The organism is Candidatus Methylospira mobilis (genome assembly GCF_009498235.1).
Taxonomy (GTDB): Bacteria; Pseudomonadota; Gammaproteobacteria; order Methylococcales; family Methylococcaceae; genus Methylospira; species Methylospira mobilis.
Genome location: NZ_CP044205.1, coordinates 3,036,040 through 3,056,381 on the forward strand (window position 1 = coordinate 3,036,040; position 20,342 = coordinate 3,056,381).

Sequence of the window (20,342 nt, forward strand, 5' to 3'; positions counted from 1 at the left end):
CATAAAGCGCGTAAAAAAACTGGGCATTGCAAAAACCGGCAGAGCGCGGAGCAATGCAGACACGTCAGCGCCTTGAGAACCAACGCGTCGCCGTCGCCTCAACCAGTGACCGTTCTGTAAGCGGGACATGGGACCAAAGTCCAATAGACTCTCCCGATTTTTTGGGTTAATGTACTTCAGGAATACATATGGGCATATATGAAACTATGCCCGCAAACCGATTAAAGTATACTGGCAACTTTCTCCTACTCCTGCTGGATCACGTACAGGATGATACCGAAGATTCGATCATTGAAAACCGTTGGAAGCCGCCTGCTTCTGATTCTTCCAGTTATTTTATCCGCTGCCTGCTCATACAAAATCGGACCAGATTACGAAACCCCGGAAACAGAGGTATCGTCCGACTGGCTGGAGGCCGGAGATCAGCACCTGAAAAAAGGCAAGGATGACGATGTCAAGGCATGGTGGCGGCTGTTCAACGACCCGGTGCTGAACAAGCTGGTAGAAACCGCCTACGCGCAAAATATATCGCTTAAAAGCGCCGGAGTGCGCATATTGGAATCGCGCGCGGAACTGGGCGTTGCCATCGGCGATTTGTATCCGCAAAAACAGGACTTTAGCGGTGAAGTCGATAAGTATTCATCACCTTTCATGAGAAATCTCGGGCTCGGCGACAGCATGTGGTTCAGCCGTATCGGCATCCAGTCGAACTGGGAAATCGACGTTTGGGGCAAATTCCGCCGCGCGATCGAAGCTTCGGATGCGCAGCTGATGGCTACCGTGGCCGACTATGACAATATACTGGTATCGCTGACAGCAGATGTCGCCAACGCCTATGTACAGATCCGCACAGCGGAGAAACGCCTGGATATCGCCAATCAGAACGTCAAGGTTCAAACCGACAGTCTGCGCATAGCCACGGCAAAGTTCATCGGAGGCGCCAGTACGCAGCGCGACGTCGAACAGGCCAAAACCATACTCGCCAGTACGCAGGCGACGATTCCAACCTTGCGTAAAGACTTGCGTCAGGCGAAAAACGCATTGAGTCTGCTGCAGGGCATCCCGCCAGACAAGTTCGAAACATCCCTGGGTGCCGCAGAGGACTGCGGAAAAATACCGACCCCTCCGGTTCAGGTTGCGCTGGGCATTCCGGTCGACCTGCTGCGGAGACGGCCGGATATCCGCAAGGCTGAACTGACTGCCGCAGCGCAATCGGCACGCATCGGCATGGCCAAGGCCAACCTCTATCCGGCTTTTTCAATCAGCGGCAGCTTTGGTTTTATCGGTACCAATTCGCAAGGCAGCAGCCTCAGCGATATGTTCAGTTGGGGCCAGCACTTTTATCGTTTTGGTCCGTCGGTGCAATGGAATCTGTTCAACTTCGGACAACTCACCAATCAGGTCAGAGGGCAGGATGCGCGCTTCGAAGCGCTGCTGCTGGACTATCAAAACACGGTACTGAAAGCGCAAAAAGAAGTTGAAGATTCGCTGATCGCCTTTCTAATGGCGCAAAACTCCGCCGAATTCCTGGCTGAAAGCACCGCCGCGGCGCAACGCTCACTCAATCTCGCCATGCTCCAGTACAGCGAAGGCATCACCGACTTTACAACCGTATTGACGGCCGAACAGGAGCTGCTGAAACAGCAGGACAACTTTGCTCAAACTCTGGGCGGCATCGCTTCGAACCTGGTTGGCGTCTATCGAACGCTGGGCGGCGGCTGGCAAATACGCGAGGGTAAGGAGTTTGTTCCCGAACCGATAAAACAGGCCATGGACAACCGCACCAACTGGGGCGACCTTTTGAAACCAACCCCCATTCCGACCGAACGCCCCACCGACTTGATCCGGGCACCGCAATGGTAAGCAGAAACATCTATAACTTCAGGGAGACTTTTCCAGTGATACGCATATTCAGGATCGGCATTGTCACCGCGCTTGTTCTGGCATCGGCTGCCTGCAAAAAACCGAATACCTATGTTCCACCGCCGCCGCCACAGGTTACGATCAGCCATCCCAGCGTCGGGCCCGTTACGCCCTTCCTGGAATTTACCGGCAACATACAGTCGATCAAAACCGTTGAACTGGTAGCGCGCGTGGAGGGCTACCTGGAAAAAGTATTGTTCCGCGAAGGCGATATCGTAAAAGAAGGACAATTGATGTTTCTGCTCCAGCAGGACACTTACGAAGCCAAACTGCAGCAGGCCCAGGCCCAGCTACTGGCCGACAAGGCCAAGCTGCTGCATGCCGAAACCGAACTGACGCGTTACTCCGGCCTGCTCCAGCAAAACGCCGCGCCGCAAACCTCGGTCGACCAATATCGATATGAACGCGACGCGACCAAAGCCGCCATCATGGCCGACGAAGCGAATGTGACGCTGGCCAAGCTCAACCTGAGCTACACCCGCGTTACCGCGCCTTTTACCGGACGCGCGGGGCGCCGCCTCAAGGACCCCGGAAATCTGGTGGGCGCGGGCGAAAAAACCGTATTGGCCGAAATCAACCAACTGGACCCGATTTACGCCTATTTCACTATCAGCGAACAGGATTTGCTGCACGTCCGCAAGGAACACGAAAATGATGGCAGGGAAAGGGGCCGGGTGCCGGAAATTCCGGTCTTTATGGGCCTTGCCAACGAAGAAGGTTATCCGCACAAGGGCGCGCTCGACTTTGCCGGCATACGCCTGGATACAACCACAGGCACACTGCTGCTGCGCGCGACCTTCAATAACTCGGATTTTAGAATTTTTCCCGGTTCTTTCGCACGTATTAAAACGCCCATAGATAACCCCGCCGCGGCGCTACTGCTTCCGGAAGACGCCATAAGCTTCGATCAACAGGGCCCCTACGTTCTTTTAGTCGACGGCAACAATATCGTGCAACGGCGCAGCGTCGTTACCGGCTCGCGTTCCGGCAAGCAAATTGCGATTACCGACGGCGTTTCCGCAGAGGACTGGGTCATCGTCAACGGCCTGCTAAGCGCGATCCCCGGCAAGCCGGTCACGCCGGTTAAACAAACGGCGGCGGAAACCGGTTCCGGCAATGTGCCCGAAATTGCGGGCGCGGGAGCGGCTGCGCAATGATTTCCAAATTCTTCATCGAACGCCCGATTTTTGCCAATGTTATCGCCATTATCACCATCATTCTCGGCGCTGTCAGTCTGGTCAACCTGCCTGTCGCCCAATACCCGGACATTGTGCCGCCGACCATCCAGGTTACAACGCGTTATCCCGGCGCCAGTGCGGAAACCATCGCCAAAACCATAGGCATACCGATCGAACAGGCGGTCAACGGCGTGGAAAACTCGCTGTATCTTACATCGACCAGCGGCAGCGACGGCAGTTATGTCCTGACCATTACCTTCAGGGTCGGCAGCGATTTGAACACAGGTCTGTCGCTGGTGCAGAACATGGTTAACAGCGCACTGGCCATGCTTCCCGATACGGTGCAAAAACAAGGCGTCAACGTCAGAAAGGTGTCCACCAATATTCTGCAAGTGGTCAGCATTTATTCGGATGACGACCGTTTCGACGAAACCTATCTTTCCAATTACGCCATCATCAACCTGCAGTATCCTCTGGGCCGCATCCACGGCATGGGGCAGGTCAAAACCATGGGCGCCGGTTCCTACAGTATGCGTATCTGGCTCAACCCCGAGCGTTTGCGCTACTACGACCTGACAACCAAAGATGTCGTCACCGCCATTCAACAACAGAATGTCGAAGTGGTTGCCGGCGCGCTGGGCAGCGCGCCGGTGCCGGACGATCAGGCGTATCAGTTCACCGTTAATGCACTGGGACGTTTGTCGGAAGAGTCGGAATTCGAAGACATAATCATCAAGACGCATCGCGACAAAGACAACCAAAGCTCGGCTCAAATCGTCCGCCTCAAGGATCTGGCGCGCGTTGAGTTGAGCCAGCAGACTTACGCCAATTTTGCCGGTCTCAACGGTCACAAGGCGGCGCAAATCCTGACTTACGCCCTGCCGGGCGCCAATGCCATCGAGGTAGGAGACAAGATTCGCGCAAGCATGGAAAACATGAGCCGCGACTTCCCGGAAGGTCTTAAATACGACATACAGTACGACACCACCCAGTTCATCAAACAATCCATACACGCCGTGTATGAAACCCTGTACGAAGCCGGCGTGCTGGTGTTGATCGTCATCATGGTATTTCTGCAGAACTGGCGCGCGACGCTGGTGCCGGCAACCACGGTGCCCGTCACCATCATCGGCGCTTTCGGCGCGATGGCCTTGCTCGGTTTCAGCGTCAACCTGATGACGCTGTTCGCGCTGATACTGGCAATCGGCATCGTGGTCGACGACGCAATAGTCATCGTTGAAAGCGCATCGCATTACATAGAAAAGGGAATGACGCCCAAGGATGCCGCAATCCAGACCATGAAGGAGATGACCGGACCGGTGATGGGCATAACCCTGGTTCTGGTAGCTGTATTCGTACCGACTGCCTTTTTGCCCGGAATCGGCGGCCAATTGTTCCGTCAGTTCGCGCTGGTAATTGCCTCCACCGCCATCATCAGCGCCATCAATGCTGTAACATTGAAACCGGCGCAATGCGCACAATATCTTCGCCCAAGACCCGCCGGCTATCAGCCCAATGCATTTTATCGCGGTTTCAACCGGGTCTACGGCTCGATAGAGGAAGTTTATACCCGATTGATACGCTGGATGGCGCAACGCACCGCTGCCATGGCTTTGCTTTTCTTCTGTATCGTCGGTTTCGGGGCCTGGTTGTTCGCAAACCATCCTGGCGGTTTTCTTCCAACGGAAGATCAGGGGTATTGCATAGTCGTTACGCGTCTGCCTGATGGCGCATCCCAACCGCGCGTACGCGCGGTTGCCGCGCAAGTTGACAATGTTCTGAAGAAAACGCCCGGCATCAAGGCCTGGGTAGTCATCGGCGGATTCTCGCTGCTGGATGCCGCCAACCTGTCCAATACGGTTGCTACCTTTGCGATTTACGAAGATTGGGATAAACGCGGCAAGGAATTGACGCAAAACAATATTATAGCCAAACTGCGCAACGATTTGAACAGCATTCCCGAGGCAAAATTCGCCGTGGTGACGCCGCCGCCGATACAGGGACTTGGTCAGAGCGGCGGTCTGCAAATGATGGTGGAAGATAAGCGCGGCGACAACTTGGCCGAACTGGAAAAAAGCGTTCAGGAGCTGGTCCGCCTCGCCCACACGCAATCGGGTCTGGGATTCTTCGCAACCACTTTCAGCAATCAGAGTCCGCAACTGTATCTGGACGTGGATCGCACCAAGGTACAGTCACTGGGAATCCAGATGAGTACGGTTTTCGATGCCTTACAAAGCTATCTGGGATCTAGCTACATCAATCTGTTCAACAAATTTAATCAGCCGTACCAGGTCTATATCCAGGCAGATGCGCCCTATCGTCTGCAAATAGAAGACATCCAGAATCAGTACGTAAAAAATATTCGCGAGGAAATGGTGCCTCTCGGTACACTGATGACCGTCAACCGCAAACTCGGCACCGAACTGGTGACTCACTATAACCTGTATCCGTCCGCATCGGTGATTGCAGCTCCGGCTCCGGGATTCAGCGCCGGTCAAGCCATCAATCTGATTGAGCAGATGGCGGCCAACGGATTGCCGGCCGGAATGAGCGGCGAATGGACCGCCATTGCCTACCAGCAGAAACTGGCGGGTAATCAGGCCTATTTAATCTACGGACTGTCGTTGCTGCTGGTATTTCTGGTGCTGGCGGCGCAGTATGAAAGCTGGGCAAGTCCGGCGGCAGTAATTCTGGTCGTCCCCATGGCGCTGGTAGGCATCGTCATGGCGCTGATAATGCGCAACTTCGATAGCAATCTCTACACCCAGGTCGGCTTGGTGTTGATGATTGCGCTTGCCAGCAAAAACGCGATTCTGGTAGTGGAGTTCGCGCGCGAACTGCGCGCCGAAGGCATGTCGATAGCCGATGCGGCGGTCGAAGCAACCAGACGCCGCTTCCGTCCGATCCTGATGACATCATTCGCCTTCATCCTCGGCGTAGTCCCGCTGATGAACGCCGAAGGCGCGGGCGCAGCCAGCCAGCAGGCCATTGGCACAGTGGTATTCGGCGGCATGCTGGCTTCTACCCTGCTGGCGATACCGTTCGTACCGGTGTTTTACATCATCACCCAGCGCTGGAGCGAAAGGAAAAAAGAAGCTGGGGGAAAGACTGGAGCATAGTAAAATAGCGACTTAGATGATCCCAGCCCTACATAACAACGAGAAACTCCCTATGCAAACACAGTTCAGGTTTTATACGGCGGCCTCAATATTACTACTTTACACCGTTCTGTCCGGATGCTCATCCAATAAAACCTCGTTGGTAATAAAATCGGAACCGGATGGCGCGTATATATCGCAAACCGAGACCGGCGCCGGTCTGGGCGTCGCACCGGTAACCCTTGACTTCGATAAAGCCGAGCTGGTTAATAAAACCAACAGGGATAAAGAGAGAACGGGCTGTTTTCGCGTAAAAGGTTACAGCGCGCGCTGGATGAGCGGCGCAACCGCGTCATCCGCGCCTGCCATTCGGCTGTGCAATCCGGTCGGCAAAAACTTCACGGTTACCTTGCAGCGTAATGCCAATGCCCCCGGCCTGGAAAAAGACCTTGAGTTCGCCAAGCAGGATAAAGACTCGCAAACTCAGCAGCAGCAAGCGAATGCCCCGCAAAAGCAGCAGGCGAAAGTAGTGCAGCCGGTGGATGAAGCAACGCCAGCGGAGCGGTAAAATGGCTATCAGGAGATATCCAATACGTACGGAGTTATTTCCTACCCCGCAAGGAAATATGTGTGCAGGATTTTACCTGTTGAGACGCCTTGCTGCCATCGTAACCTAATGCCGCAAGATCTACAGAGTTTCTCAACAGAAACATGCCAAGACGCAAATATCGAGTTGAGTTTTAAAAATCGCATCGTTCCGGCAGGGATTACCGGAATCCAGACTCCGTGAATGGTTACCGTGCAAATCGCGAAGCGAACACCCAACCCCCTCTCCCGCCGGGAGAGGCTGGGTGAGGGAAACCGGGCGTGGCGCGTGCGTTTGCATGATACGGGGCAACGCTTGCGCCATGGCCGGTTGGGCGTTATCTCCTGATCGACTGGATACCGGCACCAATACGCTTGGAGAAAATTTGCATTTACCCACACAGCGTTTCGAGCGGATTCGCCCGACTTGAATCCGTGCCGGTATGACGGTCTTCCTGTTTCCGGAGTCTGATCGGACTGAATAGTTATGCAACGATCAGATGTTGAATCAATACGATGGAAACATCTCATCCGATATGCGAGCAACACCAGGCACCCCTTCCGCCAATGCGATAAGCGCCTTGTGCTCTTCTTCCGAAGACACCAAACCCCATAAGTGAACCACACCTTCGCTCACGATTATATTGCGCGCGCCAAAGTCCGTCCAAGGCTGCCTGCCAAGCCTATCAAGCAATTCCAAACGGATTTGGCGATCGGAAGCGGCAGATGTGTTGGTCCGAGGCGGCGACGACGCGAGCGCCTGAATCAAATTGGATCGGCTCACGATACCGGCAAGCTTACCGTCATTCCCGAGGATAGGCACCCGTTTTATACGGTATTTCTCTAGCAGAGTCGCTATCTCGTCCAGCGGTGTATCTTCCAATGCGGATATAACACGGGTCGACATGATCTCGCTAACGTGACGCCCATACGACTTGGCGAACTCCCCGGCCAGGGTCGAAGCAGGCGTCAGCGCCTCAAGCCACCAGGGATGATGCTTGTCGGTGCCGATCTCCTCGCGATGAATAAAGTCCGCTTCGCTGATCACACCAATCACCACCCCTTTCTCGTCAACCACGGGCAACGCGCTGATATCGTGCTCGACAAGAAGCTTAATTGCATCGGCAGCCTCACAGTTCGACTTCACTGTTACAACATCACGAACCATGACATCTTTTGCTTTCATACTGCCCTCTTCTTTCATACTGCTCTCCTTGAAAATAAAGGCGTGTGGAATTATGGGATTACTTGTCATACCGGACTAACATTGCCGACGATCATTCAAGCGCCGCACTTTGCGAATTTTTTGCTGAAAACAGCTGATCAGCATAGCGTGCATATTACAAAAATATAAAATTCAATGGAATACACTACCCACGCAAGACATAGACTACCTATGCGAAGACAGGCTGTCAATCCGGGTATAGAGAAAAGCAGAGCAATTGCGCGGGGTTCATTAAACGTTTTGATACCACCAAGAATGACGCTTCGGGTTCAACATTCGGTCATAAATGACGGACAAACATAAACCGCCTATTTTCACAATCCGTAATACCGACATACCGCGCATTAATTTTGCCATTCCTATTTATTATCTACTTGGTCAATAGGAATTGATACGGGGACAATAGGTAAAGGTCTTTCGATATATAAAGATTGCAACAATCGCCCGACGGATCTGGTAAGCTGACCAGATGTGTACGATTACACCGAACAGTACAATCAATAAATAAAGGGGCATACCATAGTGATCTGGTTGAGTGTAATCTTTGGATTTGGCGCATTCCTTGGACTTAGTTCCTCTGCATGCCAGGCGGATTCAGGACAACTGGAGTGGCCCGCCCCCCAATCGGACCTACCGGGTATCATTGGCCACGATGACCGGGTCCCTCTCGATTCGACTGCTTGGCCTTGGCAAGCCATAGGCAGATTCAACCAGCCTGATGGCAACGCCTATTGCACTGGAACCCTGATAGCCCCGGACACGGTATTGACAGCGGCTCACTGTGTCTATAACCACGCAGCCAACCGCTGGCTGCAACCTGAAGAAATCGTGTTCGTAGCTGATTTGAGGCGCGACGAAGATGCGGGTTTTGCACGTTGCAAGTCTATCCAGAGGCCGTCGGGCTTCGACCCCCGCAATCCGACAGTAAATACTATTGCCAATGACTGGGCGATAGTTAAACTGTTGCATGCGTTGTCGGTGCAGCCAGTCAAGGTCCGCTCTCTGTTGGAGATGAACCTTCCCGATATTGCTTCGCTCCACTTTGAAACCGCTGGCTACGCTCAAGACCGTCCGTATCTATTATCTCTTGTAAACAGCTGCGCAATACGCAGCCTTATAGATAATGGGCGGATTCTGGTTACGGATTGCGATAGCACCAAAGGCGACTCCGGAGCTCCCCTTCTATTGCGCCAAGGCAAGGACTTTTGGCTAGTGGGTGTATTTTCCGCTTCGACCCTGGCTGGAGCCAAAAATCCCGGAAGCTATGCGGTCAACGCCGCCGGGTTTCTTGATTTATTGCATTAACATGGGTTGTAACTATTCAGTATCAGCGAATATGCAGTTACTCACAAAGAGCTGCAACCTCGTCAACTTCATACTGAGCCATTCACTCAACGTAAAACCTGGCGGAACGCAACCCTTACACGATCCAAAGACCATCTGCATCATTATTTCCGCTGAAATCTTGTCGTTTTCCGCAACGATACATTAATACGCCGTCTGGAGTGAGAGAAACGGCTTCATAAATACCTCTCGTTCTTGCGGTACGACCGACCGGGAACAAGGGTAAATCCGCTGCGGCAAAATCAATGCAATATCCTAGCTGTTCAGTATACCCGTTGGAGAAGAAGTGAGGTGAGTCAGGCGAGACCTTCTGCGTCCACGGATGGGCGCAGAGAGCTTCCACGGACGGACTTGCAGCCTGTCTCGGCTGTGGCTTGCCTTACTTCCGACGGGCTTCGGCCAGGAATCAAAAGCACTCGCTGAATAGTTACGCAATATCTAACCTTTCTCGCTCTGCGTACCGGCTTGAGCGCCGCTCAAGGAACTGCGGGCTTGGTCAGATCATTATTCAACCTGTTATTGTCCGCCGGAACATCAATCCCCCCTGCGGGTTGCGGTTTTCCGGCATTGCCGTATTCTTCGAAAATTCCGAAGGGTTGTATCTGATCGTCGGCGGGCAACTGCTTGCGGTTCCACCCTCCCCCGAGCGAACGGATAAGCGCAACCGAGTTTTTCAGCCGTTCGGTCTTGAGCACCACGGCGTCGATACTCGCAGTCAGCGTGTTGATCTGCGCGTAAATGAGATCAAGACTGGTAATCAGACCGCCCATATACAGTTCCATAGTCAGACTTTGCGTTTGCAGCGCAGCTCTGACAGCCGCGTCCTGGCGCTCGGCGGCAGCGGTCAACCGGTTCGTCAGGCTCAAGCCGTTCTCGACTTCGCGAAAAGCGTTGAGCACCGTCGCACGATAGTTATCCTCGGTCTCGCGATAAGCCGACCAGGACTGCTGCAATTGGGCGCGGCGAAGACCGCCCTGAAACAGCGGCATGGAAACGGAGGCGCCGTAAGACCAGTAACTATTGGCGAGCGCAATCAGATTCATGTTGCCGTTTTCATACCCGCCGCTGGCCTTGAATACCACATTAGGGAAAAAAGCGGCGCGGGCAATGCCGATAGCGCGGTTCGCCTGCGCCATCCGGCGCTCCATCTCGGCTATATCGGGCCGACGCTCCAGCAAAGAGGCCGGAATTTTCTGCGGAACAGTAAAAACCGGCGACGGCAACTCGTCAACCGGCGCGATGCTGAAAGCGGCAGGCACCCGATTGACAAGAATGGCGATCGCATGTTCGGCCACCTGACGTCTGCCCTGAATATCGAGCTCTTTCGCTTCGGTGCTGTGCAGCAGATATTCGGCACGGGCGACGTCGAGCTGCGGCACGATAGCGCCTTTGAACTGGGCGTCGACAATATCCAGCGATTTTTTATAGTAGGCAATCGATTTGGTATAAACGGAGTCCTGCGCATCATAGCCGCGCAGCGTGAAATAATTCGCCGCAATTTCCGCCTGCAGACTCAAGCGCGCTAGCCCGTATTCGGCGGCGCGCTGTTCCGCGAGGTAAATCTCGGCGCGCACCCTGTTGCGAATCGCCGACCAGAAGTCGGGCTCCCAGGACGCGAGTCCCCCGGAGTAAAAATCCGACTGCTCAATAGGCGCATTGGGGGCGCGAAACAGCGTATTGATGGACTGTTCATTGTTCGAGGCCCCGAACTCCACGCCAAACTGAGGAATCAGGCGTGAACGAACCTTCATCATCATATCGCGCGCCTGAACAAAGCGCTCGGCCGCGGCTTGCAGGTCCGGATTGGACGCCATGGCCTGCTCTTCAAGCTGATTCAGAATCGGATCGTTATAAAGTTTCCACCAATCCGGGCGCAATTCGCCATCAGATGGCTTCGCATCGACAAAAGGACTCGACCCATGCCAGGAGTCGGGAACGACGAATTGCGCAGGCTCATAGGCGGGCGCCAGATCGAAGGCCGGGCCATCAATACAGGCAGTCAAGTTGAGCGCCAGCAGTAACAAACCGCCACACCGCGCGCGAGAGAGAAAGATGCCTGACATGTCCGGTTTCGTCTGCAAGAAGCGCTCGCCCTTCATTCGGCAGGGGAAGCGTTTGATGAGGATGGCTCAGCAGCCGGCTCAGGCGTTTCCTGACTGGTGAGGTCATAGCCAGGCGCAGGCGTGACAACCCGCACCTTGTCGCCTTCAAGCAAGGCGGCACTGGGGTTGTTAACAATGCGCTCGCTTCTGGAAACTCCCTCTGTAAACTCAACCGTACCGTCGAGAATTTTGCTCAACAGGATAGACTTGAAATGAATGCGGTCGTCATCCGTCACAACGGCTACCTGTGTATTGGCCTCCTGAAATACCAGAGCACTGGCGGGGATGCTCAGAATATTGGTGTCGACCGGCACGGTGAGACGAACGGTAGCGTACGAACCGGGCCATAATGCTGCGTCGTCATTGTCGATGGTGAACTCGGTAATCACAGTGCGCGTATTCGGATCGATGCCATTGGCGGCAGTCAGGAACTTGGCTGTGAAATGGCGATTGGTAAATTGCGGCACGGTGACATCCGCCGTGAGGCTGGGCTTAAGCATATCGGCAAAGGCGCTGGGCACGGAAATAAAAAGGCGCATCTTATGCATGTCGGCCACGGAAAACAGGTTGCTCACCGTATTACCGCTGGCGCTACTGATATTGCCGTCCTTATTGATGTAGTCTCCGACGTTGATGTTACGCTGCGTTACTACGCCGTCATAAGGCGCGACGATGGTTTTGAAACGCATCTTCGCCAGGAAATTATTAACGTTGTTCTCTGCCGCCTTGACCAGCGCCGCTTCGGATCTCTCGTTTGCTTCCGCCACGGAGATCGACTGTTCCGAGACTGCATGCGATTCTCGCAGTGCCAGCCAGCGTTTCAGGGACACCAGCGCAAGATTGTATTTGGCGCGTTGCGAGTCCAGATCGGCCTTGGCCTGGGAAAATTCGGCGTCGAGGGTCGGCTGGCTGATTTCGGCAAGCACATCGCCCTGCTTCACATGCGCGCCGTAATCCTTGTACCACATTTTCACATAGCCGGGGATTTGCGCATAGATCGGCGCCTGATACCAGGCGTCGATATTGCCGGGCAAAGTAATGGTTGCGGTCGGCGCAATCGGCCTGGCGTGGGTGACGGCAACAGTGGGAACAGCGTCCCTCAGCGTCTCCTCGCGCAACGCATCGGCGTCGTGTTTGCGCACATAGAACTGATAGCCGACGTAAACGACGCACAGCAGGATCAATATGACAACGCGCGGTTGGCGCAGAATTGAGTGCATCAGCTATTCTCCTTGGTACTGGCGGTTCGTTTGCTGTAAATCATGGCGTAAACGCACGGCACGAAAAGCAGCGTCGCGAAAGTTGCAACTATCAAACCGCCCATGACGGCGCGCCCCAGGGGCGCATTCTGGGAATTGCTCAACGACATCGGCAGCATGCCGATGACCATGGCCGACGCGGTCATCAACACCGGCCGTATGCGCGCGTAACCCGCTTCGACGGCGGCCTTCAGCGCGTCGCCATGCACCTCCAGCCGCTCACGGGCGTATGAAACCACCAGGATCGAATTGGCGGTCGCCGTACCCATGGACATGATCGCGCCGGTCAACGCCGGCACCGAAATATTGGTATGCGTGATGAACAGCGACCAGGCGATGCCCGCCAATGCGCCAGGCAAGGCAGTGATAATGATAAAGGGATCGAGCCAGGACTGAAAGTTGATGACGAGCAGCAGATAGATCAGCACGATGGCGGCGACAAGCCCGGCCAGCAGCTCTATATAAGCGCTGCTCATGGTTTCAGCCTGCCCCTTGATATCGACCGCCGTACCGCGAGGCAGTTCTTTCTCCATGCTCTTGACGGCTTTTTCGACATCCGCCAGAACCCCGCCGAGATCGCGTCCTTCGGCGGAGACATAGATATCGAACACCGGCATGATATCCATATGCGTTACTACGCCCGGCGTTCCGGTGACTGAAAGCGAGGCGACGTTACCGAGCAGTTGCATGCCGTTTCCGGTCGGATCCATGTCGCCCTTATCAACCGGAATGGTTAAAAGATCCTCGACGCTCGCGAGTTGCGGTTGCGGCAAATAGACATTGACCTGGTAGGACAGGCCGGTCTTGTGGTCGAGCCAGTAGACCTGATCGACCTGCTGACTGCCGGACGTCGACATCAGCAGGTTGTCGGTAATGTCTTTCAAGGACAGATCAATGCCGAGTCCCAGACTGCGATTGCCGTTGATATTCAGGGTCGGCGTACGCATGGTCTGCTGTATCGTCACGTCGCTGCTGCCGCTGATCTTGCGCAACTCGCTCGCCAGTTTGCGCGCGTACTCGTAGTTAGCCTCCATTTCCGTGCCATTGACGCGTACGGCGATCGGCGAGGGTGAGCCGAAATTGAGTATCTTCGCAGTCAGATCGGCCGGCTGGAACGTAAACTCGGTTCCCGGATAGCGTTCCTGCAAGCCTTTACGGAGTGTGCGCCGGTAATCCCAAACCGGCGACGCCTCATTCTTCAGGCTGATGGTCAGATCGCAATCCTGCGAACCGATGGTCGGGGTCGGAATAAACGCCAGGTTATGCGGCCCGACCGGTATGCCGCAGTTGCTGACAACGTCTTCGACCTGACCGGGCAGCAGCTTCGCGATGTCGTTCGAAACCAGCGTGGCGATGCGTCCTGAAGTCTCGATGCGCGTGCCGAGCGGTGCGCGCATATGCATCAGCATGGTGCCCGACTTGACCTCGGGGAAGAAATCGCGTCCGTTATAATAAAACAGGACGAGAGATCCGATAGCGAACGCCAGAAAAATGCGAATAAATGCGCTGCGCTGGGCGATTGCCTGTTCGAGCATCGCCTTGTAACTTTCGCGGAATTGATCGAAACCGCGTTCGAAGCCCTTCTGGAAGCGGCCCAGGAAACCCGGAGGCTTCGCGGCGTGATGACCGGAACCCGGCGGCGCGGCGCCGTGGATACCGCCGGCCAATGCCGCTTCAGGCTGTCCATGCGGCGCATTATGATCCACAAGAATATATTTCGCCATGGTCGGCACCAGCGTGCGCGACAGTATGAAGGAGGCGAGCATGGCGAAGATCACCGCTTCAGCCATCGGCGCGAACAGGTAACCGGACACGCCGCTCAGCTCGAACAGCGGGAACCAGACGGTAACGATGCACAGCGTGGCCACCAGAGTCGGAACGACAATCTGATTCGCGGCGTCGATGATGGCGGTTTCGAGCGGCTTGCCCATTTCGAGATGAGTGTCGATATTCTCGATCATCACGGTTCCGTCGTCGACGAGTATGCCGACAGCCAGCGCCAGTCCGCCCAGAGTCATGATATTGATCGATTCATCCATCAGGTGCAGACAGATGAGCGAGGTCAGGATGGCGAGCGGGATGGAAGTTGCGATTATGACGGTCGGACGCCATGAGCCGAGAAACAGCAGCACGACAAGCCCGGTAAGCAGAGCGGCAGTACCCATTTCATGCAGAACGTCCTGTATCGAATCCTTCACGAAAATCGAAGCATCGTTCAGGAGTTTGATCTGCACGCCCTCGGGAAGGATTTGTTCGATGCGCGGAATCATCTTTTTGACGCCGTCGACCACATCCAGGGTCGATGCGTTGCCGCTCTTCATCATCACCAGCATGACCGCCTGCTTGCCGCCGACCAGCACGGAGTTGATTTGCGGGGGACCAGCGATCTGCACGTCGGCGACGTCGCGCAAATAGACGGTGGCGTTGGTGGCGTCGACGCGCTTGATCGGGATATTGTTGAAATCCTCAACCAGCATCGGCGTGGCATTGGTCTGCACCATCCAGTCGGTCTGCTTGATCTTCATGTCTCCGGCCGGCAACACGATGCTTTGATCGCCGAACGCGTTGTGAACATCGGTCGCGCTGATGTTATGGGCGAGCAGCTTCTGCTTGTCGAGTGAGACCAGCAGCTGCTGAGGTTTCCCCCCGTAAGGCTGAGGCAGAATAGCCCCAGGGATAGTCACCAGCAAGGTACGGATACGCGCGTAGGCGAGATTATAAAGCTCCGACGGCGACAGCGTATCGGAAGTAACCTGCAGCATGACCACCGGCACCGACGAGGCTTCGAGACGCATGATCAGGGGCGGAGAAATATCAGGTGGCAACTGCTTGACGACCGCCTGTGAAATCGCGGTTATCTCGGCTTCGGCGCCGGCGAGATTGGTATCGGGCTGAAGATAGATATTGATGATGCTGATGCCGTAATAGGAGTTGCTTTCGATGCGCGCAATACCTTCCACCGTCGAAGTCAAGGCGCGTTCGTAATAAAACGTGATACGACCGGACACATCCGCCGGCAATAGTCCTGCGTAGGCCCAGACCACGGAGACAACGGGAATCTTGATAGGCGGAAAGACATCTGTGGCCGACTTGAGCACCGACATGATGCCGAACAGCACGATCAGAATCGAAAGAACGACAAAGGTATAAGGCCTGCGCAGGGCAATGAGGACAATCTGATTCATGCGCGAAGTGTGCTGAAAGCGGTTTGCTTTTCCATCATTTGAATAAAGTTTCCATTATTGTACGATATGACTGATGCCGACAGCCAGAAAAGTTGCTGAGCAAAAGAATGTTTTCACTAATAGTGAACCCTTCAGCTACGTTCAGGAGAGCCTTTTTGGGCCATGAACGGGAATGGTTTATTGATCATTTCCTCAAACCCGATCACGACGGTCATTATTCCCGATACACACAGACCCGATTACGCCCCTCGCCCTTGGCCCGGTAAAGAGCCTGATCGGCCTTGTTAAGCAGGATATCAATATTGGCGTCTGTGCCGGTGAGCGTTGCCACGCCAAACGAAGCGGTAAAATGCAAGGGCTGCCCTCCATTACCCAAGGGAACGTTGGCTTCAGCAAGCGCAGCGCGCAGGCGCTCGGCGGCATCCATTGCGTCCGCGCACCCGGTTTCCGGCAGCAGCACAGCAAACTCTTCGCCGCCGATCCGTCCGACGATATCGTTTTTGCGCAGCGTGCTGCGACAGACTTCCGATAGGGTTTGCAGCATGATGTCGCCAACCTGGTGACCGTAGGTGTCGTTGGCTCGCTTGAAGTGGTCGACATCCAGCATCAGAATCGACAGTTCTCCGCCGTAACGCAGTACGCGAGCCAGTTCTTGCTCCGCCTGCTCGAAAAAATGGCGTCGATTGGCTAGACCGGTCAGATAGTCGGAGTAGGCCTGACGCTCCAGCTCTTCGTAAGCGTTGCGGTTTTCGATGGCAATGGCGGCCAGGTTGGCGGCAAAACTGATGCGCTCGATATCTTGCTGTTCGGGTGTTTTCGGCACGGTATGATAAATGGCAAACGTCCCCAGAACTTTGCTCCGTGAAGACAGAATCGGCTCCGACCAGCAGGCCTGCAACCCCGCCCGCTCCGTCAATTGGATATAGGGTTTCCAGTATTCGTGGATCCGGACGTCGGCAACGATTACGCGCTGTCCAAGAAAAGCCGCAGTGCCGCAGGAACCGACGCCCATGCCGATTTCAACGCCATGGACGGCCTGATTATAAAACTCCGGCAGGCTCGGCGCCGCCCCGATCAGCAGGCGTTTTCCTTCGGCATCCAGCAACAGAATACTGCACAGCGCGGTATTATCCTCGTGCTGGATTTGCAGCACAATCGCTTTCAGGATGTCGGCCAGCGCGGCGCCTCGCGCCACCATTTCCAGCATTGCGTCGTGCGCCTGTTTGCGTTGCTCGTTCACCCAACGGTCGGTTATGTCGGAAAGATTGACCAGCTGGTGCGAACCGACCCACGAGGTACGAATAAGCACGCGGCGCACGCCGCCATTTTTACAGGTGATCTTGGCCTCCAGCTCGGGCTGCACGGCGCCGCTCCGGTGCGCCAGCGCCGCGTTCGCGACCCACGGACGGACAACCGTTTCCCGGTAGTGCTCATCGGGGCAGGCAAGTCGATACCATGTCTCGATATTCGGCAGATCATCGAGAGTGTATCCGAACAAACGCGTAAACTGGCGGTTGATATACTCAATATGGTCGTTGCCATCTGACCAGCCGATGGCGACCGGAGAGAAGTCCAGTATATCCTCGAGTTGAACCCGCCTTTCGGCGTGTGCGTCCAGCTCCCGCTCCAGCGCTGTTTGCCTGAGTCTGGCTATTCCGCTGGCAGCCAGCATTTGCGCCATCTCAACCATAAAAGCCATGGATGACTCGGCGCGAGCCTTGTCGACTATCGGAACAGCGGCGATCGCTTTCAGGTACGCCGTTTCGTCAAAACCAAAACGCGCAGCCTGAGCGCGGAAGAACTCTTTATCGGCAGGCCCATGAAGTATCTGCCCGAGAAACAGGGTCGCCAACAATCGCCCTTCGACAACCACCGGCGTGGCGTAATCCATTAACCCGTTGCGGCAAGGCCCGCCGGCTACACAACGTTCGCGCAGATCGCGCATTATGGCTTTATTACTGTCACGGCAGCGTTCGGCGGCCTCAGGGTGCGCGCGATGGAATACAGCGCAGGCGTTCTCTCCTCCGGCCATGGACAACAATTCTCCGTCTGCATCCACCACGCCGTTTGGAATGCCTGTCGCAATGAAAAAACTTTCCAGCATACGTGAAAAAGCCGGGGCATCGATCAAGTCGCCAAACCGGTATTCGGATTTACCGGTGATTTCGGGATTGCAGGGGGGCATGCTTAAATCAGCTGTATTGAACAAGAGTTGTGCTATTCAGTGAGTGCTTTTGAAGCATGACCGAACCTGCCGGGTTGAGGCAAGCCAGTCGAGACATACTGCAAGTTCGTCTCTACTGGAAGCTCTATGCGCCCATCCATGGGCGTAGTAAAGAGTCCTTCCTGATTCACCTCACTTCCTCTCCAATGGGTATGCTGAATACTTGCAAACAATCATGCAAGCGTCCTCATGGTTTTGCAGACAGCCGCCATATTCATGTATAGAATGAAGAAAGTTGTTTTACGCCGGCGCGCATATGAAACCGAAATTTTCGTGTCTATCAGCTTTGTATCGGCTTAATGCATACAGAGACCAGATTGCGGCGGGTAACCACCCAATCAGCGTTGCCTGAAGCAGCAAACACAAAATGCCGGAAAAAGGGCGGCCTATGGTAAAAAACTGGAACCAAGGCACAGCTATAGCCAGAATAAATCTCATTGCCTACCTCCTAAAACGTCATAGTTTGTCACGTGTTATCTACCTGATGTCGGGCATATTGCATATTGCGTATTACCTGCTATCCCGCTGGCAAATAAACATCCCCCTGTCATAACAGGAAAATGGCTACCAGTACGGCTCCTACCACGCCATACAGGGTTTTGGAACCGAGCAGGGACTTGGGATTTTCTTTTACTTTCGTAAAAATATTACTCAATGCACTATCAACTTCGTGCGTTTCTGTGGGTGCTTCGGCTTTCTTTTCGGTCATCACGCTTTCTCCTGTTAAATCTCCATCCAAGAACGGATTCTGATCGTTAAAGACATTATCATGATAACAAGCATTATGGCAATCCGTCAGCGCCGCAACTTGAAGAAGGTTTATGTTCGAAGGATTGCAGCTATTCAGCGTGAGCTATTGGATCATGACCAAAACAGCTGAGAGCAGGACCAGCCTGTCGAGAGCCGTCCATGGCAAAGGTACGGTCGATCCTGCAGGAACAGGATCGCGCTACTACCCGGAAGATTTACCTTGATGCTGGCAGCTGAAATATTACTCAATAATCAGACGTTGAATCTGAAATGCACTACGTCGCCATCGCGCATTACATATTCCTTGCCTTCCAGACGCCATTTACCGGCATCCTTGGCGCCCTGCTCGCCCTTGTAAGCAATAAAATCCTCGTAGGCGATGACTTCGGCACGGATAAAACCTTTTTCAAAATCGGTGTGAATTACGCCGGCCGACTGGGGCGCGGTTGCTCCAACCGGTATCGTCCAGGCGCGCACTTCCTTGACGCCTGCCGTAAAATAGGTTGCCAGATTAAGCAAACGGTAACCTGCACGCACCACCCGGTTCAGGCCGGGCTCACTCAGGCCCATTTCCGCCAAAAACTCTTCTCTGTCGATTTCATCAAGCAAAGCGATTTCGGCTTCCATTGCGGCGCAGACCGGCACTACCATGGCGCCCTCTTCTTCCGCCATTGCACAAACCCGGTCCAGCAACGGGTTGTCGTTAAAGCCATGTTCATCGACATTGGCTATATACATGGTGGGCTTCATCGTCAGCAGGAAAAGATCGCGGACAGACATCAGTTCCTCCGCTTCCAGATCCAGCGACCGCGCCGGTTTGCCGGTATCCAGATGCAACGACAGTTTTTCCAGCACCTCTTTTTTGCGCAGTTCATCCTTGTTGCCTGATTTAGCGCTTTTCTGGACGCGCAACAAGGCCTTTTCAACCGAAGCCATATCGGCCAGTATCAGTTCGGTATGTATCACTTCGATATCGGAAAGCGGGTCGACGCGGCCTGCTACGTGCACTACGTCGTCGTTTTCGAAACAGCGAACCACATGGGCAATCGCTTCGGTTTCGCGTATATGACCTAGAAACTGGTTACCCAGGCCTTCGCCTTTGGATGCGCCCGCCACCAGACCGGCAATATCGACAAACTCGATGACGGTTGGCACCACGCGCTCGGGGCGCACGATTTCCGACAACGCGTCCATGCGCGGGTCAGGTACCGGCACCACGCCGACATTGGGGTCAATGGTGCAGAACGGGTAATTTTCCGCTGCGATGGCCGCCTTGGTCAGCGCATTGAAAAGTGTGGACTTTCCAACGTTGGGTAAGCCTACGATGCCACAATGAAGCGCCATATTATTCCTGCTTTAAAGTTTTTAACGGGTTTAAACAGAACCCAAGGTAAACGCTGATTAATTCGAAACCGCTCCAGCACGGCTAAATATCATCGGCAGACTGACTGAACATCAGGCTTTCCAAA

Annotated in this window: 14 protein-coding genes; 6 read left to right on the forward strand and 8 right to left on the reverse strand. The window is 54.5% G+C overall.

All coding sequences use genetic code 11. From position 1 onward, the window contains the following. Positions 1-291 precede the first annotated feature (291 nt). The 5 genes from F6R98_RS13775 (at position 292) to F6R98_RS22525 (ending at position 7,215) form a co-directional block, all read left to right on the forward strand. Positions 292-1,863: an efflux transporter outer membrane subunit gene (locus F6R98_RS13775; protein ID WP_228124879.1), complete on the forward strand. Its 1,572-nt coding sequence runs from the start codon at positions 292-294 to the stop codon at positions 1,861-1,863. Further along, the gene (locus F6R98_RS13780; protein ID WP_153249529.1) at positions 1,857-3,080 is read left to right on the forward strand and encodes an efflux RND transporter periplasmic adaptor subunit; all 1,224 of its coding nucleotides are present in this window, start codon (positions 1,857-1,859) and stop codon (positions 3,078-3,080) included. Before F6R98_RS13775 ends, F6R98_RS13780 begins: the two co-directional genes overlap by 7 nt. Then, positions 3,077-6,220 (forward strand): efflux RND transporter permease subunit, encoded by a 3,144-nt coding sequence (locus F6R98_RS13785; protein WP_153249530.1) that lies wholly within the window; start codon positions 3,077-3,079, stop codon positions 6,218-6,220. The genes F6R98_RS13780 and F6R98_RS13785 overlap by 4 nt, the downstream gene beginning before the upstream one ends. A gap of 52 nt (positions 6,221-6,272) precedes the next feature. Further along, positions 6,273-6,767: a hypothetical protein gene (locus F6R98_RS13790; protein ID WP_153249531.1), complete on the forward strand. Its 495-nt coding sequence runs from the start codon at positions 6,273-6,275 to the stop codon at positions 6,765-6,767. A gap of 316 nt (positions 6,768-7,083) precedes the next feature. Further along, positions 7,084-7,215, forward strand: a complete 132-nt coding sequence (locus tag F6R98_RS22525; protein ID WP_265588097.1) for a hypothetical protein — start codon at positions 7,084-7,086, stop codon at positions 7,213-7,215. Positions 7,216-7,292: 77 nt separating this feature from the next. On the opposite strand, the gene F6R98_RS13795 is transcribed toward F6R98_RS22525, so the two are convergent. Continuing rightward, positions 7,293-7,988 carry a CBS domain-containing protein gene (locus F6R98_RS13795; protein WP_194269945.1) on the reverse strand — a complete coding sequence of 232 codons (696 nt, stop codon included), beginning with the start codon at positions 7,986-7,988 and terminating at the stop codon, positions 7,293-7,295. Between the two features lie 543 nt (positions 7,989-8,531). Between F6R98_RS13795 and F6R98_RS13800 the strand changes: the two genes are divergently transcribed. Beyond that, positions 8,532-9,314 (forward strand): trypsin-like serine peptidase, encoded by a 783-nt coding sequence (locus F6R98_RS13800; protein WP_194269946.1) that lies wholly within the window; start codon positions 8,532-8,534, stop codon positions 9,312-9,314. A 515-nt stretch (positions 9,315-9,829) separates the two neighbouring features. Here F6R98_RS13800 and F6R98_RS13805 read toward each other — a convergent pair. The 7 genes from F6R98_RS13805 to ychF form a co-directional block, all read right to left on the reverse strand. Further along, on the reverse strand, positions 9,830-11,416 hold the full coding sequence (locus F6R98_RS13805; protein WP_153249534.1) for an efflux transporter outer membrane subunit: 1,587 nt from the start codon (positions 11,414-11,416) through the stop codon (positions 9,830-9,832). 32 nt (positions 11,417-11,448) lie between these two features. Beyond that, positions 11,449-12,675, reverse strand: a complete 1,227-nt coding sequence (locus tag F6R98_RS13810) for an efflux RND transporter periplasmic adaptor subunit (RefSeq protein WP_153249535.1) — start codon at positions 12,673-12,675, stop codon at positions 11,449-11,451. Next, complete coding sequence (locus F6R98_RS13815) at positions 12,675-15,899, reverse strand: efflux RND transporter permease subunit (RefSeq protein WP_153249536.1); 3,225 nt, start codon at positions 15,897-15,899, stop codon at positions 12,675-12,677. The genes F6R98_RS13810 and F6R98_RS13815 overlap by 1 nt, the downstream gene beginning before the upstream one ends. A 214-nt stretch (positions 15,900-16,113) precedes the next feature. Then, positions 16,114-18,084 carry a diguanylate cyclase gene (locus F6R98_RS13820; protein ID WP_153249537.1) on the reverse strand — a complete coding sequence of 657 codons (1,971 nt, stop codon included), beginning with the start codon at positions 18,082-18,084 and terminating at the stop codon, positions 16,114-16,116. A gap of 279 nt (positions 18,085-18,363) precedes the next feature. Beyond that, a complete protein-coding gene (locus F6R98_RS22825) occupies positions 18,364-18,561 on the reverse strand; it encodes a YqaE/Pmp3 family membrane protein (RefSeq protein ID WP_153249538.1) in 198 nt (65 codons plus the stop codon). A 109-nt stretch (positions 18,562-18,670) separates the two neighbouring features. Next, on the reverse strand, positions 18,671-18,832 hold the full coding sequence (locus F6R98_RS13830; protein WP_153249539.1) for a hypothetical protein: 162 nt from the start codon (positions 18,830-18,832) through the stop codon (positions 18,671-18,673). Positions 18,833-19,125: 293 nt separating this feature from the next. Continuing rightward, positions 19,126-20,217 carry a redox-regulated ATPase YchF gene (gene ychF / locus F6R98_RS13835; protein WP_153249540.1) on the reverse strand — a complete coding sequence of 364 codons (1,092 nt, stop codon included), beginning with the start codon at positions 20,215-20,217 and terminating at the stop codon, positions 19,126-19,128. Positions 20,218-20,342: the final 125 nt, after the last annotated feature.